This is a genomic window from Saccharothrix sp. S26, from assembly GCF_021390395.1.
Lineage (GTDB): Bacteria > Actinomycetota > Actinomycetes > Mycobacteriales > Pseudonocardiaceae > Actinosynnema.
In genome coordinates this window covers 169,595-190,551 of sequence record NZ_JAJUWT010000002.1, presented here as the reverse complement: position 1 = coordinate 190,551, position 20,957 = coordinate 169,595, and the positions used below count along the sequence as shown (strand labels likewise).

At 72.1% G+C, this 20,957-nt stretch carries 27 protein-coding genes; 7 read left to right on the top strand and 20 right to left on the bottom strand.

All coding sequences use genetic code 11. The annotated features are described in order from the left end of the window. Window positions 1-14 precede the first annotated feature (14 nt). The 6 genes from LZG04_RS03390 to LZG04_RS03365 all read right to left on the bottom strand — a co-directional run bounded on the left by LZG04_RS03390 (window position 15) and on the right by LZG04_RS03365 (window position 5,809). The gene (locus LZG04_RS03390; RefSeq protein WP_233812970.1) at window positions 15-599 is read right to left on the bottom strand and encodes a Uma2 family endonuclease; all 585 of its coding nucleotides are present in this window, start codon (window positions 597-599) and stop codon (window positions 15-17) included. A gap of 150 nt (window positions 600-749) precedes the next feature. After that, complete coding sequence (trpA, locus tag LZG04_RS03385; RefSeq protein ID WP_233812968.1) at window positions 750-1,535, bottom strand: tryptophan synthase subunit alpha; 786 nt, start codon at window positions 1,533-1,535, stop codon at window positions 750-752. Further along, window positions 1,532-2,755, bottom strand: a complete 1,224-nt coding sequence (gene trpB / locus LZG04_RS03380; protein ID WP_233812966.1) for a tryptophan synthase subunit beta — start codon at window positions 2,753-2,755, stop codon at window positions 1,532-1,534. Before trpB ends, trpA begins: the two co-directional genes overlap by 4 nt. Window positions 2,756-2,776: 21 nt before the next feature. After that, window positions 2,777-3,586, bottom strand: coding sequence for an indole-3-glycerol phosphate synthase TrpC (gene trpC, locus LZG04_RS03375; RefSeq protein ID WP_233812964.1), 810 nt, complete (start codon window positions 3,584-3,586; stop codon window positions 2,777-2,779). A gap of 209 nt (window positions 3,587-3,795) precedes the next feature. Then, a complete protein-coding gene (locus tag LZG04_RS03370; protein WP_233812962.1) occupies window positions 3,796-4,275 on the bottom strand; it encodes a Trp biosynthesis-associated membrane protein in 480 nt (159 codons plus the stop codon). After that, window positions 4,268-5,809, bottom strand: coding sequence for an anthranilate synthase component I (locus LZG04_RS03365; RefSeq protein ID WP_233812960.1), 1,542 nt, complete (start codon window positions 5,807-5,809; stop codon window positions 4,268-4,270). The genes LZG04_RS03370 and LZG04_RS03365 overlap by 8 nt, the downstream gene beginning before the upstream one ends. A gap of 95 nt (window positions 5,810-5,904) precedes the next feature. Between LZG04_RS03365 and LZG04_RS03360 the strand changes: the two genes are divergently transcribed. Beyond that, entirely contained in the window at window positions 5,905-6,519 is a 615-nt protein-coding gene (locus tag LZG04_RS03360; protein WP_233812958.1) for a TetR family transcriptional regulator, read from the top strand. Between the two features lie 7 nt (window positions 6,520-6,526). Here LZG04_RS03360 and hisI read toward each other — a convergent pair whose 3' ends face one another. Genes hisI through hisF form a run of 3 tightly spaced genes read right to left on the bottom strand, consistent with a single transcriptional unit; the run spans window position 6,527 to window position 8,027 of the window. Next, window positions 6,527-6,880 carry a phosphoribosyl-AMP cyclohydrolase gene (gene hisI / locus LZG04_RS03355; protein WP_233812955.1) on the bottom strand — a complete coding sequence of 118 codons (354 nt, stop codon included), beginning with the start codon at window positions 6,878-6,880 and terminating at the stop codon, window positions 6,527-6,529. After that, window positions 6,877-7,254 (bottom strand): hypothetical protein, encoded by a 378-nt coding sequence (locus LZG04_RS03350; RefSeq protein WP_233812953.1) that lies wholly within the window; start codon window positions 7,252-7,254, stop codon window positions 6,877-6,879. Before LZG04_RS03350 ends, hisI begins: the two co-directional genes overlap by 4 nt. Further along, window positions 7,254-8,027 (bottom strand): imidazole glycerol phosphate synthase subunit HisF, encoded by a 774-nt coding sequence (gene hisF, locus LZG04_RS03345; RefSeq protein WP_233812951.1) that lies wholly within the window; start codon window positions 8,025-8,027, stop codon window positions 7,254-7,256. Before hisF ends, LZG04_RS03350 begins: the two co-directional genes overlap by 1 nt. A gap of 328 nt (window positions 8,028-8,355) precedes the next feature. Between hisF and LZG04_RS03340 the strand changes: the two genes are divergently transcribed. The 3 genes from LZG04_RS03340 to LZG04_RS03330 all read left to right on the top strand — a co-directional run bounded on the left by LZG04_RS03340 (window position 8,356) and on the right by LZG04_RS03330 (window position 9,783). Continuing rightward, window positions 8,356-8,559, top strand: a complete 204-nt coding sequence (locus LZG04_RS03340; RefSeq protein ID WP_033437808.1) for a cold-shock protein — start codon at window positions 8,356-8,358, stop codon at window positions 8,557-8,559. A gap of 83 nt (window positions 8,560-8,642) precedes the next feature. Continuing rightward, on the top strand, window positions 8,643-9,008 hold the full coding sequence (locus LZG04_RS03335) for a PPOX class F420-dependent oxidoreductase (RefSeq protein WP_233812948.1): 366 nt from the start codon (window positions 8,643-8,645) through the stop codon (window positions 9,006-9,008). A 49-nt stretch (window positions 9,009-9,057) separates the two neighbouring features. Continuing rightward, a complete protein-coding gene (locus LZG04_RS03330) occupies window positions 9,058-9,783 on the top strand; it encodes a Clp protease N-terminal domain-containing protein (protein WP_233812946.1) in 726 nt (241 codons plus the stop codon). On the opposite strand, the gene priA is transcribed toward LZG04_RS03330, so the two are convergent. From priA to LZG04_RS03305, 5 genes are all read right to left on the bottom strand, one after another. Beyond that, complete coding sequence (gene priA, locus LZG04_RS03325) at window positions 9,746-10,480, bottom strand: bifunctional 1-(5-phosphoribosyl)-5-((5-phosphoribosylamino)methylideneamino)imidazole-4-carboxamide isomerase/phosphoribosylanthranilate isomerase PriA (protein WP_233812944.1); 735 nt, start codon at window positions 10,478-10,480, stop codon at window positions 9,746-9,748. The genes LZG04_RS03330 and priA overlap by 38 nt on opposite strands. A gap of 9 nt (window positions 10,481-10,489) precedes the next feature. Continuing rightward, window positions 10,490-11,125: an imidazole glycerol phosphate synthase subunit HisH gene (hisH, locus tag LZG04_RS03320; RefSeq protein ID WP_233812942.1), complete on the bottom strand. Its 636-nt coding sequence runs from the start codon at window positions 11,123-11,125 to the stop codon at window positions 10,490-10,492. A gap of 178 nt (window positions 11,126-11,303) precedes the next feature. After that, window positions 11,304-11,774, bottom strand: a complete 471-nt coding sequence (locus LZG04_RS03315) for a hypothetical protein (RefSeq protein WP_233812940.1) — start codon at window positions 11,772-11,774, stop codon at window positions 11,304-11,306. Window positions 11,775-11,783: 9 nt separating this feature from the next. Next, a complete protein-coding gene (locus LZG04_RS03310; protein ID WP_233812938.1) occupies window positions 11,784-12,683 on the bottom strand; it encodes a transketolase family protein in 900 nt (299 codons plus the stop codon). After that, window positions 12,680-13,375, bottom strand: coding sequence for a transketolase (locus tag LZG04_RS03305; protein ID WP_233812937.1), 696 nt, complete (start codon window positions 13,373-13,375; stop codon window positions 12,680-12,682). Before LZG04_RS03305 ends, LZG04_RS03310 begins: the two co-directional genes overlap by 4 nt. A 53-nt stretch (window positions 13,376-13,428) precedes the next feature. Between LZG04_RS03305 and soxR the strand changes: the two genes are divergently transcribed. Both soxR and LZG04_RS03295 read left to right on the top strand, forming a co-directional pair. After that, entirely contained in the window at window positions 13,429-13,890 is a 462-nt protein-coding gene (gene soxR, locus LZG04_RS03300; protein WP_233812935.1) for a redox-sensitive transcriptional activator SoxR, read from the top strand. 51 nt (window positions 13,891-13,941) lie between these two features. Beyond that, window positions 13,942-14,457, top strand: coding sequence for an RNA 2'-phosphotransferase (locus LZG04_RS03295; RefSeq protein WP_233813507.1), 516 nt, complete (start codon window positions 13,942-13,944; stop codon window positions 14,455-14,457). Here LZG04_RS03295 and LZG04_RS03290 read toward each other — a convergent pair. The 5 genes from LZG04_RS03290 to hisD form a co-directional block, all read right to left on the bottom strand. Continuing rightward, on the bottom strand, window positions 14,429-15,019 hold the full coding sequence (locus LZG04_RS03290; RefSeq protein WP_233812932.1) for a TetR/AcrR family transcriptional regulator: 591 nt from the start codon (window positions 15,017-15,019) through the stop codon (window positions 14,429-14,431). The genes LZG04_RS03295 and LZG04_RS03290 overlap by 29 nt on opposite strands. Window positions 15,020-15,163: 144 nt before the next feature. Beyond that, window positions 15,164-15,319, bottom strand: coding sequence for a hypothetical protein (locus LZG04_RS03285; protein WP_233812930.1), 156 nt, complete (start codon window positions 15,317-15,319; stop codon window positions 15,164-15,166). Further along, on the bottom strand, window positions 15,320-15,919 hold the full coding sequence (gene hisB, locus LZG04_RS03280) for an imidazoleglycerol-phosphate dehydratase HisB (protein ID WP_233812927.1): 600 nt from the start codon (window positions 15,917-15,919) through the stop codon (window positions 15,320-15,322). After that, on the bottom strand, window positions 15,916-17,019 hold the full coding sequence (locus LZG04_RS03275; protein WP_233812925.1) for a histidinol-phosphate transaminase: 1,104 nt from the start codon (window positions 17,017-17,019) through the stop codon (window positions 15,916-15,918). Before LZG04_RS03275 ends, hisB begins: the two co-directional genes overlap by 4 nt. Then, window positions 17,016-18,332 carry a histidinol dehydrogenase gene (gene hisD / locus LZG04_RS03270; RefSeq protein ID WP_233812923.1) on the bottom strand — a complete coding sequence of 439 codons (1,317 nt, stop codon included), beginning with the start codon at window positions 18,330-18,332 and terminating at the stop codon, window positions 17,016-17,018. Before hisD ends, LZG04_RS03275 begins: the two co-directional genes overlap by 4 nt. A 173-nt stretch (window positions 18,333-18,505) precedes the next feature. Here hisD and LZG04_RS03265 point away from each other — a divergent pair, with 173 nt between their 5' ends. Continuing rightward, a complete protein-coding gene (locus LZG04_RS03265; RefSeq protein ID WP_233812921.1) occupies window positions 18,506-19,819 on the top strand; it encodes a M14 family metallopeptidase in 1,314 nt (437 codons plus the stop codon). Here LZG04_RS03265 and LZG04_RS03260 read toward each other — a convergent pair. Further along, the gene (locus LZG04_RS03260) at window positions 19,800-20,930 is read right to left on the bottom strand and encodes an aminotransferase class V-fold PLP-dependent enzyme (RefSeq protein WP_233812919.1); all 1,131 of its coding nucleotides are present in this window, start codon (window positions 20,928-20,930) and stop codon (window positions 19,800-19,802) included. The two genes, LZG04_RS03265 and LZG04_RS03260, sit on opposite strands and share 20 nt — an antisense overlap. Window positions 20,931-20,957: the final 27 nt, after the last annotated feature.

Genomic DNA, 20,957 nt, shown 5'->3' with positions numbered 1-20,957 from the left:
TGCGGCCGTTCGTCCTACGACGACAGCTCGATTGTTACCGGGAAGGGTCGTTCCAGCTTCAGCACGCCGCCCTCACTGAGTGCAGCCTCCACGTACTCCCCTGCCCGCAACTCGAACATCGTCGCGGTGACCTCGCCGCCTTCCGGATCCACGACCAGGTAGAACGGAATACCGGCATCGGCGTAGAGCTTCCGCTTCAGCACCAGGTCGTTGACCCGGTTGCTGGGTGACAGCACCTCACCCGCCACTACCAGTTGCGCTGCCGGGAGAAGCAAGCCCTCTTCACCTGCCACGTTGACGGTGAAGTCCGGAATGAGCATCCGAGTGCCGGAAATCTCGAGGTTGAGCCCCGGGAGGGCCTCCAACCCCGGCGGGCAGGCGACGTCGAGAGCCGCGGCGATGCGGAAGAGCAAGCGCTGGTGGCGGAGGTTGCCGATCGGGCTCATGATCAGCGACCCGTCGACGAGTTCGACCCGCTGCGACGAGTCCTCCGGGAGCGCCATGACTTCGTCCAGCGTCCAGGGCCCGTCGTGTGCCAGCAGGGGGTGGGAGTACTCGTAGTCGGCCAGTGTCGTTCCGTATTCCGCCGGCAGGGCCATGCGTCATCACCTCCGGGGGCAGCCCGACGCACGCCAGTGTCGCACGTCGGGTCGTGGATGAGCTTGATCACGAGCCCAGGGTGCCGACGCACACCGACAATTTCGAGGCGCTGAGACCGCCGAACGGACTAGTTCACTCGAACGTGCGTGCTACACGGACGCTGCCGCTTGGCGCACCCCGCTGGCCAAGTCGACCGTCAGCGCTTCGACCGTCCCGTCCTGCACCGCGGACACGAACGCCGAGCCCACGATGACGCCGTCCGCGAACGCCGCCAGCTCCGCCGCCTGAGCGCCGTTGCGCACGCCCAGGCCGACGCCGATCGGCATGTCCGTGTGCTCACGCACCCGCTTGACCAGCGCCGGAGCCGCCGACGACACCACGTCGCGCGCACCGGTCACACCCATCACGGACGTCGCGTACAGGAAGCCGCGCGACGAGCGGGCCGTCAGCGAGATCCGCTCCTCCGTGGACGACGGGGCGACCAGGAAGATCCGGTCCAGGTCGTGGGCGTCCGTCGCCTCGATCCACGAAGCGCCCTCGTCCGGCACCAGGTCGGGCGTGATGACGCCCAGCCCACCGGCCGCCGCCAGGTCGCGCGCGAACCGGTCCACCCCGTAGGCCAGCACCGGGTTCCAGTACGTCATCACGACCGCGCGCCCACCGGCCGCGGCCACCGACTCGACCACGCCGAACAGGTCGCGCACCCGGAACCCGCCGCGCAGCGCCTGCTCGGCCGCGCGCTGGATCGTCACGCCGTCCATCACCGGGTCGGAGAACGGCAAGCCGACCTCCACGAGGTCGCACCCGGACGCCACCATCGTGCGCAGCACGTCCTTCGAGCCCTCGACCGTGGGGTACCCGGCGGGCAGGTACCCGATCAGGGCCGCCCGCGACTCCGCCCGACAAGCCGAGAAAACCGGATCAAGCCTGCTCACGACTCCACCCCCAGCCCGAACCACTTGATCGCGGTGTCCATGTCCTTGTCGCCGCGCCCGGACAGGTTGACCAGGATCAACCCCTCCGGGCCGAGCTCGCGGCCCAGCACCAGCGCGCCGGCCAGGGCGTGCGCCGACTCGACCGCCGGGATGATGCCCTCCTCGCGCGACAGCAGCGCGAACGCCTCCATCGCCTGGGCGTCGGTCACCGGCCGGTACTCGGCCCGTCCGCTGTCCTTGAGGAACGCGTGCTCGGGGCCGACGCCGGGGTAGTCCAGGCCGGCCGAGATGGAGTGCGCCTCGGCGATCTGCCCGTCTTCGTCCTGCAGCACGTAGGACATGGCGCCGTGCAGCGACCCGGGTGTGCCCGCGGTGAGCGTGGCGCCGTGCCGGGCGGTGTCGATGCCGTCGCCGCCGGGCTCCAGGCCGACCAGCCGCACGGACGGGTCGTCGATGAAGCCGTGGAAGATGCCGATGGCGTTGGACCCGCCGCCCACGCACGCGGCGACGACGTCGGGCAGCCGGCCCGCCTTGTCCAGGATCTGCTCGCGCGCCTCGATGCCGATGATCCGGTGGAAGTCGCGCACGAGCACCGGGAACGGGTGCGGCCCGGCGGCGGTGCCGAGCAGGTAGTGCGTGTCGTCGACGTTGGCGACCCAGTCGCGCAGCGCCTCGTTGATGGCGTCCTTGAGCGTGCGCGAACCGGTCTTGACCGGGATGACCCGCGCGCCGAGCAGCCGCATCCGGGCCACGTTGAGCGCCTGCCGCTCGGTGTCGACCTCGCCCATGTAGACGACGCAGTCCAGGCCCATCAGCGCGCAGGCGGTGGCGGTGGCGACGCCGTGCTGGCCCGCACCGGTCTCGGCGATGACCCGCTTCTTGCCCATGCGCTTGGTCAGCAGCGCCTGGCCCAGCACGTTGTTGATCTTGTGCGAGCCGGTGTGGTTGAGGTCCTCGCGCTTGAGGAAGATCCGCGCGCCGCCCGCGTGGGCGGCGAACTTCGGGGCCTCCGTGAGCAGCGACGGCCGCCCGGCGAAGTCGCGCAGCAGCCGGGCGAACTCGTCGAGGAACTCGGGGTCGACCCGCGCCTTCTCGTAGAACGCGGCGAGCTCGTCCACCGCGGCGATGAGCGCTTCCGGCATGAACCGGCCGCCCCACGGCCCGAAGTGGCCCCGCTCGTCCGGGTCGTGGGGTGTCGGAGCCAACTGGCCGCGCGCCATGCGCTCTCCTCCTACGGGGTCTTACCGGCTGGGCCGGGGACACGCGGGGTGCGACCCCGCCGTCACCAGCTTGTTCACCGCGACCTTGGGGTCGCCGCTGGTCACCAGGCTCTCGCCGACCAGCACCGCGTCGGCGCCCGCGCCCGCGTACGACATCAGGTCGCCCGGGCCGGTCACGCCGGACTCGGCGATCTTGATGGTGTCGAAGGGCAGGCCGGGCGCGATCCGCCCGAACACGTCCTTGTCCACTTCCAGGGTGTGCAGGTTGCGGGCGTTCACGCCGATGACGCTCGCACCCGCCTCCAACGCGCGGTCGGCCTCCTCGGCGGTGTGGACCTCGACCAGGGCCGTCATGCCCAGCGACTCCACCCGGTCGAGCAGGGAGACCAGCGCGTTCTGCTCCAGCGCCGCCACGATCAGCAGCACCAGGTCCGCGCCGTGCAGGCGTGCCTCGTGCACCTGATAGGGGCTCACGATGAAGTCCTTGCGCAGCAGCGGCACGCCCACCGCCGCGCGCACCGCGTCGAAGTCCTCGAGCGACCCGCCGAAGCGGCGTTGCTCGGTCAGCACGCTGATCGCCCGCGCGCCGCCCAGCTCGTACTGCACGGCGAGCTCCGCGGGCTCGGGGATGTCGGCCAGCTGCCCCTTGGACGGGCTGCGCCGCTTCACCTCGGCGATGACGCCGACGCCCGGCGAGCGCAGGATCGACATCACGTCCTGCGGCGGCGGCACCTTCGCCGCCTTCTCCCTGAGCACGTCGAACGGCAGTGCCGCCTCGCGCTCGGCGAGATCCTCGCGGACGCCCTCGATGATCGACTCCAGCACGGTCATCCGAGCACCTCGCTCGACTCCGTCAGACCTTCCGGTTCAGTCGCAAGCTCCCGCACGTCATGCTCCCCTTCCCGCCACGAGGATGCTAACCCCGCCGCGAACCGCGTCCGGCCACCGGGTGGGCACGTTCCCGCAGTTGACCAGGGCCCTTGCGAGCCGACGTGCGCAAACGTGCGGCGTCGGCGCGTCAGCGGGCCGTCAGCGCGGGGTCAGTCCCGCTCCGTGGGATCGTCGCCGCGTTCCAGGGCGTTCCACAGCTCCCGCTCCGGGTCGGCGGTCCGCTTGGCCGCGCCGGGCGTCTGGTAGCCGCCGCCCAGGCGTGGCATGGCCGATCCGCGCACGACGAGCAGTACGCCCGCGGCGACCGCCAGGGCCGCGCCCAGCAGCACGAGGCCGCGCCCCGTCACGGGCCCGTCGGCGTCCACCCCTTGGAACGCCGTTGCCGCGCCCGCCAGCAGCACGACCACGCCCAGCACCCGCCGCACCCAGCCGCCCAACGCCACCACGGCGGCGATGGCGGCCAGGAAGAGCAGCGCCAACGGGGTCAGCGCGGGCACGACCTCCCCGCCGCTTCGGTCCGCCGAAGCGTCCCAGGACAGCGCCGAAGCGCCCCACAACGCCAGCGCGCCGAGCAGCAGCAGCGCCACCACGATCCACAGTGGACGCCGGGCGGCCGACTCGTCAGACACGGGCCGGGTCCACCGCCGGGGCCATGGTCTGCGCGGTCGCGACCGCCGAGAGCACCGCGCCCGCCTTGTTCAGGCACTCGTTGTCCTCGGCGACCGGGTCCGAGTCGGCCACGATGCCGCCACCGGCCTGCACGTACGCCACGCCGTCGCGCACCAGGGCGGTGCGGATGGCGATCGCGGTGTCGGCGTCGCCCGCGAAGTCCAGGTAGCCGACGACGCCGCCGTACAGGCCGCGGCGGGTCGGTTCCAGCTCCTCGATCAGCTCCATCGCGCGCGGCTTGGGCGCGCCGGACAGGGTGCCCGCCGGGAAGCACGCCGCGACCGCGTCGAACGCCGTGCGGCCCTCGGCCAGCTCGCCGGTGACCGTGGAGACGATGTGCATGACGTGGCTGTACCGCTCGACCTTGAAGAAGTCGACCACGGTCACCGAGCCGGGCTTGCAGACCCGGCCCAGGTCGTTGCGGCCCAGGTCGACCAGCATCAGGTGCTCGGCGCGTTCCTTGTGGTCGGCCAGCAGGTCCTTCTCCAGCAGGGCGTCTTCCTCGTCGTCCACGCCCCTCCACCGGGTGCCCGCGATCGGGTGCGTGGTGGCCTTGCCGTCGCGCACCGTCACCAACGACTCCGGGCTGCACCCGACGATGTCGAAGTCGTCCAGCCGCAGCAGGTACATGTACGGGCTGGGGTTGGACGTGCGCAGCACGCGGTAGATGTCGAGCGGGTCGGCGGTGGTGCGCATCTCGAACCGCTGCGACAGCACGACCTGGAACGCCTCACCCGCCCGGATGGCCTCCTTGGCCTTCTCCACCACGGCGTAGTGCTCCTGCTGCGTGCGGCGACGGGTGAACTCCGGCTTGGGCCGGGCGAACACCGCGACCGTGGGCGGCGCGGGGCTCTGCAGGTCCTGCGTCATCGCGTCGAGCCGGGCCACCGCGTCGTCGTAGGCGGCGTCCACCCGTTCCGGTGAGTCGTCCCAGTTGATGGCGTTGGCGATGAGCGTGACGGTGCCCTCGTGGTGGTCGAGCGCGGCCAGGTCGGTGGCCAGCAGCATCACCAGCTCCGGCACCTTCAGGTCGTCCTCGGCCAGCGACGGCAGCCGCTCCAGCCGCCGCACGGCGTCGTAGCCGATGTAGCCGACCATCCCGCCGGTCAACGGGGGCAGGCCGGGCAGCGGGTCGGTGCGCAGCACCTCGATCGTCTCGCGCAGCGCCACCAGCGGGTCACCGCCCTCGGGCAGGCCGACGGGGTGCGGTCCGAGCCAGAACGCCTCGCCGCCGGTCGCGGTCAACGCGCCCGCGCTGCGCGCGCCGACGAACGACCAGCGCGACCAGGAGCGGCCGTTCTCGGCCGACTCGAACAGGAACGTGCCCGGCCGGTCCGCCGCGAGCTTGCGGTACAGCCCGACGGGCGTCTCCGCGTCCGCCAGCAGCCGCCGCACCACCGGGATGACCCGCCGCTGGGCGGCGAGCTCGCGGAACTCCTCGCGCGTCGGGCTGACCTCGCCCAGACCCGCACCTGCACCGATGACGCTCACCATGGCGACATTGTGCCGGTAGGACCCATCCGGATGTTCGACCGGTCCCTATTTCAACGTACGTTGAAAAACCGCCGGGCTTGACGCATGATGATGGCGTGAACCCCGGCTCCCACCAAACCGAACCCAAGCGCCGCGGCCGCCGGGCGGGCGGCGAGGACACCAAGGCCGCGTTGCTGGCCGCCGCGCGCGAGGTGTTCGTCGAACGCGGCTACGAGGGGGCCACCGTGCGCTCCATCGCCGCGCGGGCCGGCGTGGACGCGGCCATGGTCAACCACTGGTTCGGCAGCAAGGAAGGGCTGTTCGCCAAGGCCGTGCTGCAAGTGCCGATCGACCCGAACGTGCTGGTGGAACGCCTGCTCGACGGCCCCGACGAGGAGATCGGCGAGCGGATCGTGCGCAACTTCATCGGCATCTGGGACCCCATCGGCGGCGGCCAGTTCGCCGCGATGGTGCGCAGCGTGACGTCGCACAGCCAGGTCGCCGAGGTGCTGCGCGGCTTCTTCGTGCAGACCCTGATCAAGCGGGTCGTGCAGCACCTGGACGTGTCGGACCCGGAGCTGCGCGCGACCCTGGTGGCCAGCCAGATCTTCGGCATGGGCATGGTCCGGTACGTGGTGCGGTTCGAGCCGTTCGCCTCGGCGGACGTGGAGACGATGGTCAAGGCCATCGCACCCAACCTGCAGCGCTACCTGACCGGCGAGCTGGGCTGAGCCGCCCTCAGTCGGCCGGCCCCAGCAGCACCGTCGCGTCGAAGCAGGTCGCGTCACCGGTGTGGCAGGCGGCCCCGACCTGGTCCACGACCAGCAGCAGGGCGTCGCCGTCGCAGTCCAGCCGCACCTCGTGCACGTACTGCGCGTGCCCGGACGTCTCGCCCTTCACCCACAGCTGCTGACGGCTGCGCGAGTAGTACGTGGCGCGACGGGTGGTGAGCGTGCGGTGCAGGGCCTCGTCGTCCATCCACGCCACCATCAGCACCTCGCCGGTGCCGCGCCGCTGCACCACCGCGCACACCAGGCCGTCGGCGGTGCGCTTGAGCTGTGAGGCGATGGACGGGTCGAGCGCGCTGGTCAACGCTGTCCTCCGAGGAAGTGGATGCGGGCGGGCTTGGTGTTGAGCATCACCACGGCGAAGACGTGGGCGGCGGACAGCAGGCCCGACAGCACGCGGATCCACACCGGGCCCTGGTTGAGCACCGCGAGCAGGTGGATGAGCGCGACCAGGCCGAACACGAACGCGGCGGTCAGCCGGGCCGGGCGCAGGCCCGCCACCAGGCCGCCGACCGCCAGCAGCTCCAGCACCGCGACGATCACCGGGAACCTGATCCACGCGGAGTCGCCCTCGACCTGCCACTGGACCAGGCCCATGAGCACGAAGACCAAGCCGCCCGCCGCGCCGATGAGGATCGCCAGGAACGCCTCGGTGGGCGCGTTGCGCGGGTTGAGCATCACCGCACCTCCACGCCCGCGTCACGCAGGCCCTGCTTCACGTCGCCGATGCGCAGCGTGCCGAAGTGGAACACGCTCGCGGCCAGCACGGCGTCCGCGCCCTCGGCCACGGCCGGCGGGAAGTGCTCCACCGCGCCCGCGCCGCCGCTGGCGATCAGCGGCACGTCGACGACCTCGCGGGTGAGCCGGATGAGCTCCAGGTCGAACCCGGCCTTGGTGCCGTCGGCGTCCATGGAGTTCAGCAGGATCTCGCCGACGCCCAGCTCCTGGCCGCGCGCGGCCCACTCGACCGCGTCGATGCCGGTGCCCTTGCGGCCGCCGTGCGTGGTGACCTCGAAGCCCGACGGGGTGGGCCGTTCGCCCTCGGGGACGCGCCGCGCGTCCACCGACAGCACGATGCACTGGGCGCCGAAGCGGCGGGACAGCTCGCCCAGCAGCTCGGGCCGGGCGATCGCGGCCGTGTTCACGCTCACCTTGTCCGCGCCCGCGCGCAGCAGCTTGTCCACGTCCTCGGCGCTGCGCACGCCGCCGCCCACGGTCAGCGGGATGAACACCTGCTCGGCCGTGCGGCGGACGACGTCGAACGTGGTCTCCCGGTCGCTGGACGAGGCCGTCACGTCGAGGAACGTCAGCTCGTCCGCGCCCTCCGCGTCGTAGGCCCTGGCCAGCTCGACCGGGTCGCCCGCGTCGACGAGGTTGGTGAAGTTCACGCCCTTCACGACCCGGCCCCGGTCGACGTCCAGGCAGGGGATCACGCGCACCGCGACTGACATGCCCAAAAGCCTACGTGCAGGCCCTGAGCGGCCGGCTCCCGGTGCCTGAGCGTTGAATTCGGGGGTCCTGGAGGTAGGACTCTCGCGTTCTGGAGGTAGGACTCTCGCGGTAAACGTGGGGAGCGCGACACCTGAACGTGGGATTCGTGGCGTCCAGAGGGCGACGTGGCGGCCGAAGTGTGGTTCACTTGTGGAGGTCGCAAGTTTTGTGTTCGTGTCATCCACGCTCGCGAAACATTGTTTGAGCGTGTGATTCCTCAGGGTCAGCGTTTGGACCGGCCTCAGCGGGTGCGTTCGCCCCGTTGGTAGCTGTATGAGGAGTACAAAGATGGCGCAGGGCACCGTGAAGTGGTTCAACTCGGAGAAGGGCTTCGGCTTCATCTCCCCCGAGGATGGCGGCGCGGACGTGTTCGTCCACTACTCGGAGATCCAGAGCGGCGGCTACCGCAGCCTGGAGGAGAACCAGCGGGTGAGCTTCGACGTCGGCCAGGGCGCCAAGGGCCCCCAGGCGACGAACGTGACGGTCATCTGACCTGAGCGTCGCTCGTGACGAGCCCCGTTCCCCTCGTGGGAGCGGGGCTCTTTCGCGTCCGGGGGCGACTAACGTTGCCGGACATGGACCTCGCTGCCGGCAAGTACCTGCTGCTGACCACCTTCCGCAAGGACGGCACGCCCGTGCCCACCCCCGTCTGGGTGGCGGGCGGCAACGGCACGCTCTACGCGTGGTCCGTCGCCGACGCGGGCAAGGTCAAGCGGATCCGCCGCAGCGGCGACGTCCGGATCGGACCGTGCGACCTGCGCGGCAAGCCCACCGGCGAGCAGGTGCCGGCCACCGCGCGGCTGCTCGACCAGGCGGGCAGCGACCACGTCCGGTCGCTCATCGCCAAGAAGTACGGCGTGGTGGGCAAGGTCACCCTGTTCGGCAGCCGACTGCGCCGCGGCCGCGAGGGCACCATCGGCATCGAGATCAAGCCCGCCTAGCGTCAACCTCGGGTTGACCGCTCACGCCGCGTCAACCTACAGTTGACGGGTGGTAGCGCCGCCCGTCCAGCTCACGGACCTCATCGTCACCGTCGCCGCCGAGCACCCCGACGTGCTCGGCAGGCTGACCGCCGCCGTGCGGCTGAGCGGCCAGCTCGACGAGCTCGGCGACCACCTCATCGGCCACTTCGTGGACGAGGCGCGGCGGGCGGGCGCGAGCTGGACCGAGATCGGCGAGAGCCTCGGCGTCACCAAGCAGGCCGCGCAGAAGCGGTTCGTGCCCAAGGAGTCGCCGGACCTCAAGCCGAGCTTCGACCGCTACACCGACCGCGCCCGGCGGGTCATCGTGCTGGCCCGCCACCACGCCCGGTTCAGCGAGCACATCGGCACCGAGCACCTCCTGCTGGGCCTGCTCGACGAGTCCGGCGGCCTGGCCGCCAAGACGATCGCCGAGCTGGAGGCCGCGGAGGGCACCACGCGCATGGCCGTGCTCGGCGAGCTGGACGGCACGGTCCGGCAGCGCCCCGACCCGCAGCCGTTCACCGCGCACTGCAAGAAGGCGTTGGAGCTGGCCGTGCGGGCGTCGCTGCGCCACGGGCACACGTTCGTCGGCACCGAGCACCTGCTGCTCGGCCTGCTCGCCGAGGGCGAGGGCGCCGCGGCCAGGGCGCTCGACCGCACGGGCGTGACGGCGCAGGCCGCGGAGACCTACGTCGTCCGCGAGATCGAGTCCGCGATCAGCCGCGCACGGCGGCCAGCGCCTCGGGAAGCGTGAACGCGCCCGCGTAGAGCGCCTTGCCCACGATCGCGCCCTCGACGCCGTCCCGGGACAACGCCGCCAGCGCGACCAGGTCGTCCACGCTGGACACACCGCCGGAGGCGATCACCGGCGCGTCGGTGCGCGCGCACACCTCGCGCAGCAGGTCCACGTTCGGGCCCTGCAACGTGCCGTCCTTGCTCACGTCGGTGACCACGTAGCGGGCGCAGCCGTCGCGGTCCAGCCGCTCCAGCACCTCCCACAGGTCGCCGCCGTCCTTGGTCCAGCCGCGCGCGGCCACCCGGTGGCCCTGCTCGGTGATCCGCACGTCCAGCCCGACCGCGACCTTCTCGCCGTGCTCGGCGACGACCTTCGCGCACCACACCGGGTCCTCCAGCGCGGCGGTGCCCAGGTTCACCCGCGCGCAGCCGGTCGCCAGCGCCGCGGCCAGCGACGCGTCGTCGCGGATGCCGCCGGACAGCTCCACCTGGACGTCCAGCTCGCCGACCACGCGGGCCAGCAGCTCGCGGTTGCTACCGCGGCCGAACGCGGCGTCGAGGTCGACCAGGTGCACCCACTCCGCGCCGTCGCGCTGCCACGCGAGCGCGGCCTCCAGCGGGTCGCCGTAGTTGGTCTCGGTGCCGGCCTCGCCCTGCACGAGCCGAACGGCCAGGCCATCGGCCACGTCAACAGCCGGGAGCAGCGTGAAAGTCACGCGTTCAGCCTAGTTGAAGCTCTTGAGCCAGTTCTCCAGCAGGTGCGCCCCCGCGTCGCCGGACTTCTCCGGGTGGAACTGGGTCGCCCACAGGGGCCCGTTCTCCACCGCCGCGACGAACCGGTCGCCGCCGTGCTCGGCCCACGTCACCAGCGGCGCGCGCAGCGCGTCGGACGTCTCCAACTCCCACTTGCGCACGCCGTAGGAGTGCACGAAGTAGAAGCGGGTGTCCGGGTCGAGACCCGCGAACAGCCTGGTGTCCTCGGGCGCGCGGACGGTGTTCCAGCCCATGTGCGGCACGACGGGCGCCTCCAGCCGCTCCACGGTGCCCGGCCACTCGCCGCAGCCCTCGCTGAGCACGCCGTGCTCGATGCCCCGCTCGAACAGGATCTGCATGCCGACGCAGATGCCGAGCACGGGACGCCCGCCGGCCAGGCGCTGCCCGATGAGCCGGCCGCCCTTGATCGCGTCCAGGCCGGCCATGCACGCGGCGAACGCGCCGACCCCGGGCACCACGAGGCCGCCGGCGTCGAGCGCGGCCCGATGGTCGGCCGTCACCTCCACGTCCGCACCGACGCGCTGGAGCGCGCGCTCGGCGGAGCGGATGTTGCCGAATCCGTAGTCCAGCACAACGACCTTGGGCACCCGTCCAGCCTAGTCGCCGGACCGCGTACCAGGCGCGTGCGGTCCGCCACGCCCGCGAGGTCGCGTCGGGCGTTCGGGACTCATTCCCCGGCGATCACGCTCTTCGATCGTCGGGGAATCAGGCGCGAACGCCCGACTTCCGGGCGACCGAGCCCGCCGTCTGCGGAGCAGCGGCCATTCAACACAGTCCGCCTTGGGTGACCGGCACCACCGGCAACACGGTGTTGATCGGCAGGCCGGCGCGGTCGGGCAGGGCGGTCACCCACGTGTCGGCGCGGCCCTCGTCCACCAGGGACCGCACCTCGACGACGTCGGCGGGCAGGGCCGCGGGGCGCGGGCGGGCGTCCAGCCGCCACCAGCGCAGCAGGCCCACCAGCCGCCGTGCCGAGCCCGTGGACCCCGCCCGCTCGCCGTCGGTCCACACCTCGGCGTTGGCCGACCAGCGCAGCAGCAGCGCCGCCGCGCCGGTCTCCCGGACCTGCTCGGCCAGCCGCTGCGCCGCCGAGAACCCGATCTGCCTGCGCGGCAGCAGCACCGTCCCGGAAGCCACCGGGACCAGGGCCGCGGGGCCCGCGGCCGCGCGGTGCAGGTTCAACTGCAGTTCGGCGGTCGGCGCGGGTGTCCAGATCAGGGTTCTCGGCACGCTCACAGGCGGAGATCATGCCGCAGCGACCGGGTGGCCGAACATCCGACGCACGGCCGCGGCGACGCCGAGCACGTCCAGGTCGTGCGCCGAATCGTGGTCCTCCGCCGTGCCGTAGGCCCGCAGCTCGGCGTCACGCCGCACGCCCAGCGACCGCAGCCGGTGCGGCACGTCGGCCAGCGCCTCGGCCGCCAGGTGCGCCGACGTGCCCTCCAGGTACGGCTCGACCAGCAGCACGTCGGCCCGCTCCGCCCGGTCCACCGCCGCCCGCAGCCCGGCCGCGTCGAACGGCCGCACGGTGGTCGCGTAGAGCACGGTCACGTCGGCGTCCCGGGTGGCCGCCAGCACCGTGTCGAGCATCGGTCCCACCGCCACGACCACGCCCGACCGACCCCGCCTGACCTCGGTGAACCCCTCGACCACCGGGTGCGGCGCGGCGTTCTCCCGCAGCGAGAGCCGGATGTAGACGCGGTCCTCGCGCCGCAGCGCGTCCCGCACGATCGGCCCCACCTCGTCGGGGTGGCCGGGCACGCGGACCGTCCAGCCGGGCAGCGTGTCGAACAGCGCCACGTCACCGGGCGCCTGGTGCGTGCGGCCCCACACCGGGTCGTCGTAAGAGCCGCCGATGCTGACCAGCACGCCGCCCAGGTCCTGGTGGCCGAAGTCCAGCTTGATCTGCTCGAACGGCCGCTCCACCAGGAACGGCGCGTAGGTGTGCACGACCGGCCGCAGCCCGCTGAGCGCCAGGCCCGCGCCCACGCCGACCATGGCCTGCTCCCGGATGCCGACGTTGATCACCCGCTCGTGCGGCGTGAACACGTCCCGCGAGATCTCCGCCAGCACGACCGCGACCCGCGGGTCGTGCCGCATCACGTCCTCGACGGTGTCCACGAACACCTGCCGCATCGACGTCATCGCCGCTCCCCTTCGTCGACCTCCGCCACCACGACCAGCGGACGGCCGGGGTGGTCCTGCGTGAACGCCGCGTGCAGCGCGTCGTGGTCCCGCCCGTCCACTGTGGACGACTGCCAGCCCTCGACCTCGAACCGCCTGGCCACCCCGCCGGGCCAGCCGTGCGTGCCGGAGGCGTTGTCCACCACCACGGTCACCAGCCGGTCCAGGCCGAACCGCCCGGCCAGCGCGATCGCCTCGTGGTTGCTGCCCTCGTCCAGCTCGGCGTCCCCGACCAGCACGAACGTCCGCGCGGCGCGGTTTTGCAGGCGCAGGCCGAGCGCGGTGCCGACGGCGATCGGCAGGCCGTGCCCCAGCGAGCCGCTGCTGATCTCCACGCCGTTGACCAGCACGCGGTCCGGGTGCTGGCCCAGCGGCGAGTCCCACGCCGTCCAGTTGTCCAACGTGGACGGATCGAGGAAGCCCTTCGCGGCCAGCACGGCGTAGTACGCCATCGGCCCGTGCCCCTTGGACAGCAGGAACCGGTCGCGGTCCGGGTCGTCCACCCGGTCCGGTGACACGTCCAGCACCCTGTTGTAGAGCACCCACAGCACGTCCAGCGTGGACGCGGCGGCCCACTCGTGCTTCTCGTCCCCGGTCATCCGCCGGAACAGCGCGGGGATCTCCGCGAAGCCCGACATCTCCTTGACTGCCATGGGTCCACGAGACAACCTCGACTATGGTCGAGGTCAAGCACTATCATCCGATCGTGAGCAAGTTGCCGGACATGTTGACCATCGGCCAGGTGGCCGACCGCAGCGGGGTGCCGCACACCGCCTTGCGGTTCTACGAGGAACGCGGCCTGATCACGTCCGAGCGCACCTCGGGCAACCAGCGCCGCTACCCGCGGCACGTGCTGCGGCGGCTGGCGTTCATCCGCACCGCGCAGCGGGTGGGGCTGTCGCTGGAGGACGTGCACGCGGCGCTGGCGACCCTGCCGGACAACCGCACGCCGACCAAGTCGGACTGGAGCAGGCTGTCGGCGGCCTGGCAGGTGGAGCTGGACGCCCGGATCGACGCGCTACGGCGGCTGCGAGACCGGCTCACCTCGTGCATCGGGTGCGGGTGCCTGTCGCTGCGCAGCTGCACCCTGCACAACTTCGACGACGAGCAGGCCGCGGACGGGCCGGGCGCGCCCAAGCTCAAGCCCGCCGTCGAGGGCGGAACGTGAAATCGATTTGTGCCGCGTGCTGCACTTGAGGTCGTGCAAGAGAAGAAGCAGATGGTCCGCTTGTCCAAGCGGATGGCCAAGGTGCTCCGGCACGCGCCGCAGGAGGTCGGGCTGACGCTCGACGCGGCCGGCTGGGTGGACCTGGACGAGTTCGTCCGCGCCCTGGGCGTGACCCGGGAGCGGGTGCTGGAGGTGGTGTCGGACAACGACAAGCAGCGGTTCGCGATCGAGGACGGGCGCATCCGCGCCAGCCAGGGGCACACCGTGGCGGTGTCGCTCGACCTGCCGGTGGCCGAACCGCCCGCCGAGCTGTACCACGGGACGGTGAGCCGGTTCCTGCCCGACATCTTCCGCGACGGGCTGCGGCCGATGGCGCGCCACGACGTGCACCTGTCCGCGACCGTGGAGACGGCCGTGCGGGTCGGGTCACGCCGGGGCAAGCCGGTGGTGCTGGTCGTCGACGCCGCCGCCATGGCCGCCGACGGCCACGAGTTCCGGGTCAGCGCCAACGGGGTGTGGCTGGTGGCCGCCGTGCCGCCTAACTACCTGCGAGAACACGTCTCGTGAGCCAGTCCAGTCCCGCGACCACCTCGTCCGGGCCCAGGCCGCGCACCTGTCTTTGGTACTGGTAGACCTCCGGTGCCAGCGGCGCCATCAGGGCGTCCACCACGGCCGCCGGCGCGCCGTCCACCAGCGAGGCGACGTGCCGCCGCCAGAACCCGTAGGCACCCGCCCGGAACCGCGCCCGGCCCGTTTCCGCGCCCAGCACCAGGTGCAGGTGCCGTTCCAGCAGGCCGACCATCGTCCGGTAGAACGCGGCCAGCCGCTCGTCCGGCGGCGCGCCCGGACCCAGCGGCGGCGGCCCGGTGAGGATGCGGTCCTGGATCTCGGCCTCGTGCTCGTCCAGCAGTGCCTGCGCGATCGACGTCGTGTCCGGGTAGCGCCGGTAGAGCGTCGCCCGGCCCACGCCCGCGGCGCGCGCGATGTCCTCCATCGTCACGCCGACCGCCCCACCGGCGGCGGCGAACACCTCTTCCGCGGCGGCGAGCACGCGTGCCCGGTTGCGAGCGGCGTCGGCCCGCTCCCGGGGGCGACCGACGGTGATGGCGGCCTCAGCCGGTGACGACATGTGACCAACCATACGCAGACAGCCAAACCGCCCGCGCCCGACCGTCCTGAGCGTTGAACTCGGGGGTCGTGAACGTAGGACTCTCGCGTTCTGAACGTAGGACTCGCGCGCGAGTCCTACGTTCGGAACAGGCGAGTTGAACGCTCAGACGAGCCACAGGATGGCGGCGGCGACGGTGATCAGGGTCAGGACCAGCAGGACGATCGCCAGGCCCCGGGCCGTCTTCCAGGTGCTGTAGACGCCGCCGCCCAGGAAACCGGCCAGGGCGATCAGGCCGATGACCACGTACTCCTTCGGCATCTACAGGACGCCCTTGGTCGACGGCACGCCGCCCACGCGCGGGTCCGGTTCGACGGCCGCGCGCAGCGCCCGCGCGATCGCCTTGAACTGCGCCTCGGCGATGTGGTGCGGGTCGCGCCCGTACTCCACCCGCACGTGCAGCGCGATCCCCGCGTGGAACGCCAGCGAGTCGAACACGTGCCGGTTCAGCACGAACGGGTAGTTGCCGCCGATCGTGAAGGTGGTGAACTGCTCCGGCTCGCCCACGTGCACGCAGTACGGCCGCCCCGACACGTCCACCGCCGCGTGCGCCAGCGTCTCGTCCATCGGGATCCACGCGTCGCCGAACCGGCGGATGCCCGCCTTGTCCCCCAACGCCTCACGCAACGCCTGCCCGAGCACGATCGCCACGTCCTCCACGGTGTGGTGCGCGTCGATCTCCACGTCACCGGTCGCCCGCACCACCAGGTCCAGCGACCCGTGCACGCCCAGCGCGGTCAACATGTGGTCGTAGAACGGCACCCCCGTGGCGATCTCGACCTTCCCGGTCCCGTCGAGGTCCACCTCGACGTACACCGACGACTCCCTGGTGGTCCGCTCCACCTTGCCGACCCGGCTCACCGGCCAACCTCCTTGCTCGCCGCGAGGAACGCGTCGTTCTCCTCCGGAGTCCCGACCGTCACCCGCAGATGTCCGGCGATGCCGACGTCCCTGATCAGCACACCGCGCTCCAAATACGACCGCCACGTGGCGTGCGCGTCCTCGAACCACCCGAACAGCACGAAGTTCGCGTCGCTGGGCACCACCGAGAAGCCCAGGCCCGCGAGCGAGTCCACGACCCGGTCGCGCTCGGCGGCCAGCTTCGCCACCGACCCCAGCGTCTCCTCCGCGTGCCGCAACGACGCCCGCGCCGCCGCCTGCGTCAACGCCGACAGGTGGTACGGCAGCCGCACGAGCTGCAACGCGTCCACCACGGCGGGCGCGGCGGCGAGGTAGCCCAGCCGCCCGCCCGCGAACGCGAACGCCTTGCTCATGGTCCGGCTGACGATCAGCTTCGCCGGGTGCTCGTCCAGCAGCGCGACCGCGCTCGGCCGCGACGAGAACTCCGCGTACGCCTCGTCCACCACCACCATGCCGGGCGAGGCCTCGATCAGCACGCGCAGGTCGTCCACCGGCAGGCTCTGCCCGGTCGGGTTGTTCGGGCTGGTCACGAACACCACGTCGGGCGCGCGTTCGGCGATGATCTCCGCCGCCCGCTCCACGTCCAGCGAGAAGTCCGCGCGGCGGGGCGTCGGCGACCACTCGGTGCGGGTGCCGGCGGCGATGATCGGGTGCATCGAGTACGACGGCTCGAAGCCCAGCGCCGAGCGGCCCGGACCGCCGAACGCCTGGAGGATCTGCTGCAGGATCTCGTTGGACCCGTTCGCCGCCCACAGGTTCGCCGAGGTCAGCGGCACGCCCGTGGACGAGGCCAGGTAGGCGGCCAGGTCCTCGCGCAACGCCACCGCGTCCCGGTCCGGGTAGCGGTGCAGCTCGCCCGCGATGGCCGCAACCTCGCGCACCACGTCCTGCACGAGGGCGGGCGTGGGCGGGTACGGGTTCTCGTTCGTGTTCAGCCGCACGGGCACGTCGAGCTGAGGCGCGCCGTACGGCGTGCGGCCGCGCAGGTCCTCGCGCAGGGGGAGGTCGGCCTGCTCCACCCGGTCGCCGATCGGCCTCATCCGCGCAACCTCGCCGTCACGGCCTGGCCGTGCGCGGGCAGGTCCTCGGCGTTGGCCAGCGCCACGACGTGCGGCGCGACCTCGCGCAACGCGTCCTCGCTGTAGTCGATCACGTGGATGCCGCGCAGGAACGTCTGCACCGACAGCCCCGACGAGTGCCGCGCGCACCCGGCGGTGGGCAGCACGTGGTTGGACCCGGCGCAGTAGTCGCCCAGCGACACCGGCGAGTGCGGTCCGACGAAGATCGCGCCGGCGGCGCGCACGCGGGCGGCGACCTCGCGGGCGTCGGCCGTCTGGACCTCCAGGTGCTCGGCGGCGTAGGTGTCCACCACCCGCAGCCCCTCGTCCAGGCTCGACACCAGCACCGTGCCGGACTGCCGGCCGGTCAACGCCGTGCGCACGCGCTCGCGGTGCTTGGTCGCGTCCACCTGCCGCTCCAGCTCGGCGTCCACGGCGTCGGCCAGCTCCACCGACGTCGTCACCAGCACGCTCGCGGCCAGCGTGTCGTGCTCGGCCTGGCTGATCAGGTCGGCGGCCACGTGCACCGGGTCGGCCGTGTCGTCGGCCAGGATCGCGATCTCGGTCGGCCCGGCCTCGGAGTCGATGCCGATCAGGCCGCGCAGCAGCCGCTTGGCCGCGGTCAGGTAGATGTTGCCCGGACCGGTCACCAGGTCCGCCGGCTCCAGAGGCCGGCCGTCGGTGTCCGTGCCGCCGTAGGCCAGCAGCGCCACGGCGAGCGCGCCGCCCACGGCCCACACCTCGGTCACGCCCAGCAGCGCCGCGGCGGCCAGGACCGCCGGGTGCGGCAGGCCACCGAACTCCGCCTGCGGCGGCGAGCACACCACCAGCGACTCGACGCCCGCGATCTGCGCCGGCACCACGTTCATGACCACGCTGGACGGGTAGACCGCCAGGCCACCGGGCACGTACAGGCCCACCCGGGCCACCGGCACCCAGCGCTCGGTGACCGTGCCGCCGGGTGCGACCTGGGTCGTCGTGTCGACCCGGCGCTGGTCGGCGTGCACCTTGCGGGCGCGCGCGATGGACTCCTCCAACGCCGCCCGCACGGCCGGGTCCAGCCCGGACAGCGCGCGCTCCAGCTCGGACGCGGGCACGCGGACGGACTCCGGGCGCACCTTGTCGAACTTCTCGCCGTGCTCCAGCACGGCCTCGACACCCCGTTCGCGCACGTCGTCCACCAGCGGACGGACGTGATGCAGCACCGCGTCCACGTCGACCTCGGCGCGCGGGAGCGCGGCACGCAGTTCGGCGGGTGACGGGACACGACCTCGCAGGTCGATGCGGTTCAGCATGCCCCCAAGGGTAAGGCGTCGCCAATTCCGTCAACTGTCAGCCTGGACCTCGAGTGGTGAACCCGACAAACGGGGGCTACCTCGATCCGTGACCGACCGGCCACGCTGAGCACGCCCTCTTTTGGGCACCGCACGCATTCTCCGTCGCAAACCCTGCTGATGATGGAGGCTTGATGTTCACCAAGCGGCGCGGCCTCGTGGCCGCCGCGCTGGTCGCGAGCGTGGCCCTGGTGCTCCCCGCGCACCCCGGGTCGGCTCAGACGGCGACCGCGCAACCCACCGAGCGGACCGTGTTCGAGGTGACCGCACCCACGCCCGAGGCGCGGACCAAGGTCGCCCGGACCGGCGTCGACGTCCTGGGCCAGAGCGGCGACACGCTCACCGTGATCGCCGAACCCCGCCAGCAGTGGCTGCTGCGGGCCACGGGTCTGCCGATGAAGGCCTCCGGTGACGCGGACGCCCAGCTCGCGGGCCTGGGCAAGGCGGACTTCGCCGACCCCGGGCTCGGCACGCTGGACTTCCCGTCCGGCTACACCGGCTACCACAACTACGCCGAGATGGTCGCCGAGCTCAACCAGACGGTGAGCGACCACCCGAACCTCGTCACGCTGCGCAGCATCGGCAAGTCGTACCAGAACCGCGACCTGTGGATGATCAAGATCAGCGACAACCCGACGGTCGACGAGGCCGAGCCCGAGGTGCTGTTCACCTGCAACCAGCACGCCCGGGAGCACCTGACCGTGGAGATGTGCCTGCACATCATCAAGCGGTACACGGACAACTACGCGTCCAACTCGGCCATCAAGGGCGCGGTCGACAGCCGGGAGATCTGGGTCATCCCCAGCGTCAACCCCGACGGTGCCGAGTACGACATCGCGACCGGCTCGTTCCGGGCGTGGCGCAAGAACCGGCAGCCGAACTCGACCTCGACCGGCACCGACCCGAACCGCAACTGGGGCTACCAGTGGGGCTGCTGCGGCGGTTCCAGCGGCAGCGGGTCCAGCGAGACCTACCGCGGTCCGTCGGCGTTCTCCGCGCCGGAGACCGCCCGGGTCCGCGACTTCGTGAACACCCGCGTGGTGGGCGGTGTGCAGCAGATCAAGTCGCACATCGACTGGCACACGTTCTCGGAGCTGATCCTGTGGCCCTACGGCTACACCTACAACGACACCGCCGCGGGCCTGGACGCCACCGAGGCCAACGTCTTCCAGACCATGGGCAAGCGGATGGCGGCGTTGAACGGCTACACGCCGCAGCAGGCCAGCGACCTGTACATCACCGACGGCAGCGTGGACGACTGGATGTGGGCCGCGCACAAGATCTGGAGCTACACCTTCGAGATGTACCCGGCGTCGGCGAGCGGCACCAGCGGCTTCTACCCGCGCGACACCGTGATCGGAACGCAGACCTCGCGCAACGACACGGCGGTGCAGCTGTTCCTCGACTACTCCGACTGCGTCCCGCGCATCACCGGGCGCACCTGCTGACGGCCGCCACGGCCTGATCGACCCGCGCGGGCTCGACGAAGTAGTGCGGTGACGCCCTCACCACCTCGGCGAGCCCGCGCCGGGTCATGTCCAACAGCGTGGACGAGGCGCTGCTGACGGTGACCGTGACGCCGTCGCGGGCCAGCCGGTCGCGCACCTCGGCGGCCGGCACGCCGTCCACGGTGAACGTGACGATGCCGGCCTTGCGCACGCCCGGGTCGCGGACCGTGACGCCCGGCAGCGCGGCCAGCCCCTCACGCAGCCGACCCGCGCGCTCGCCGACCTCCCGTTCGATCACGTCCAGGCCCTTGGCCAGCGCGTACCTCGCCGCCGCGATGAGCCCCAGGCGGTCGGCGACGCTGCTCTCCCAGATCTCGTAGACCCGCGCGTCGTCCCGCAGCCGGATCTCGTCCGGCGCGACCCACTCGGCGCTGTGCAGGTCGACCAGCCGCGGGTTCATCCGGGCGGCGGCGTCACGGCGCACCACCAGCACGCCGGTGCCGCGCGGCCCCCGCAGCCACTTGCGGCCGGTGCCCGAGATCAGGTCGACGCCCAGCTCGTCGGCCCGCACCGGCATCTGCCCGATCGACTGGCACGCGTCCAGCAGCACCAGCGCGCCCACCTCGTGGGCGGCGTCGGCGACCTCACGGGCCGGGTTGACCAGGCCGCTGTTGGTCGGCACGTGCACCAGGGACACGAGCTTGACCCGCTCGTCCAGCATCTCCTTGAGCGCGGCCACGTCCACCTGCCCGAACTCGTCGGACGGCACCGCCTCGGCCGTCGCGCCGACCTCCCGCGCCCGGCGCAGGATCGGGATGGCCGTGCCCGCGTACTCGGCCTCGCTGAACAGCACCCGGTCGCCGGCCGCCAGCGGCACGGCGTCGAACGCGGTCAGCCACGACCTGGTGGCGCTGTCGGTGAAGGCGATCTCGTCCGGCGACGCGCCCAGCAGCTCGGCGAACACCCCGTACCCGGCCTCGATGTCGTCGGCGCGTTCCCGCGCGGCGACGTACCCGCCGACCTCCGCCTCCCGCCGCAGGTGGCCGATCACCTCGTCGAGCACCTCACGCGGTGGCAGGGAGGAACCGGCTGAGTCGAGGAAGATCGTCACTGCGTCCCCTTGGGCTGGTGGAAGCGC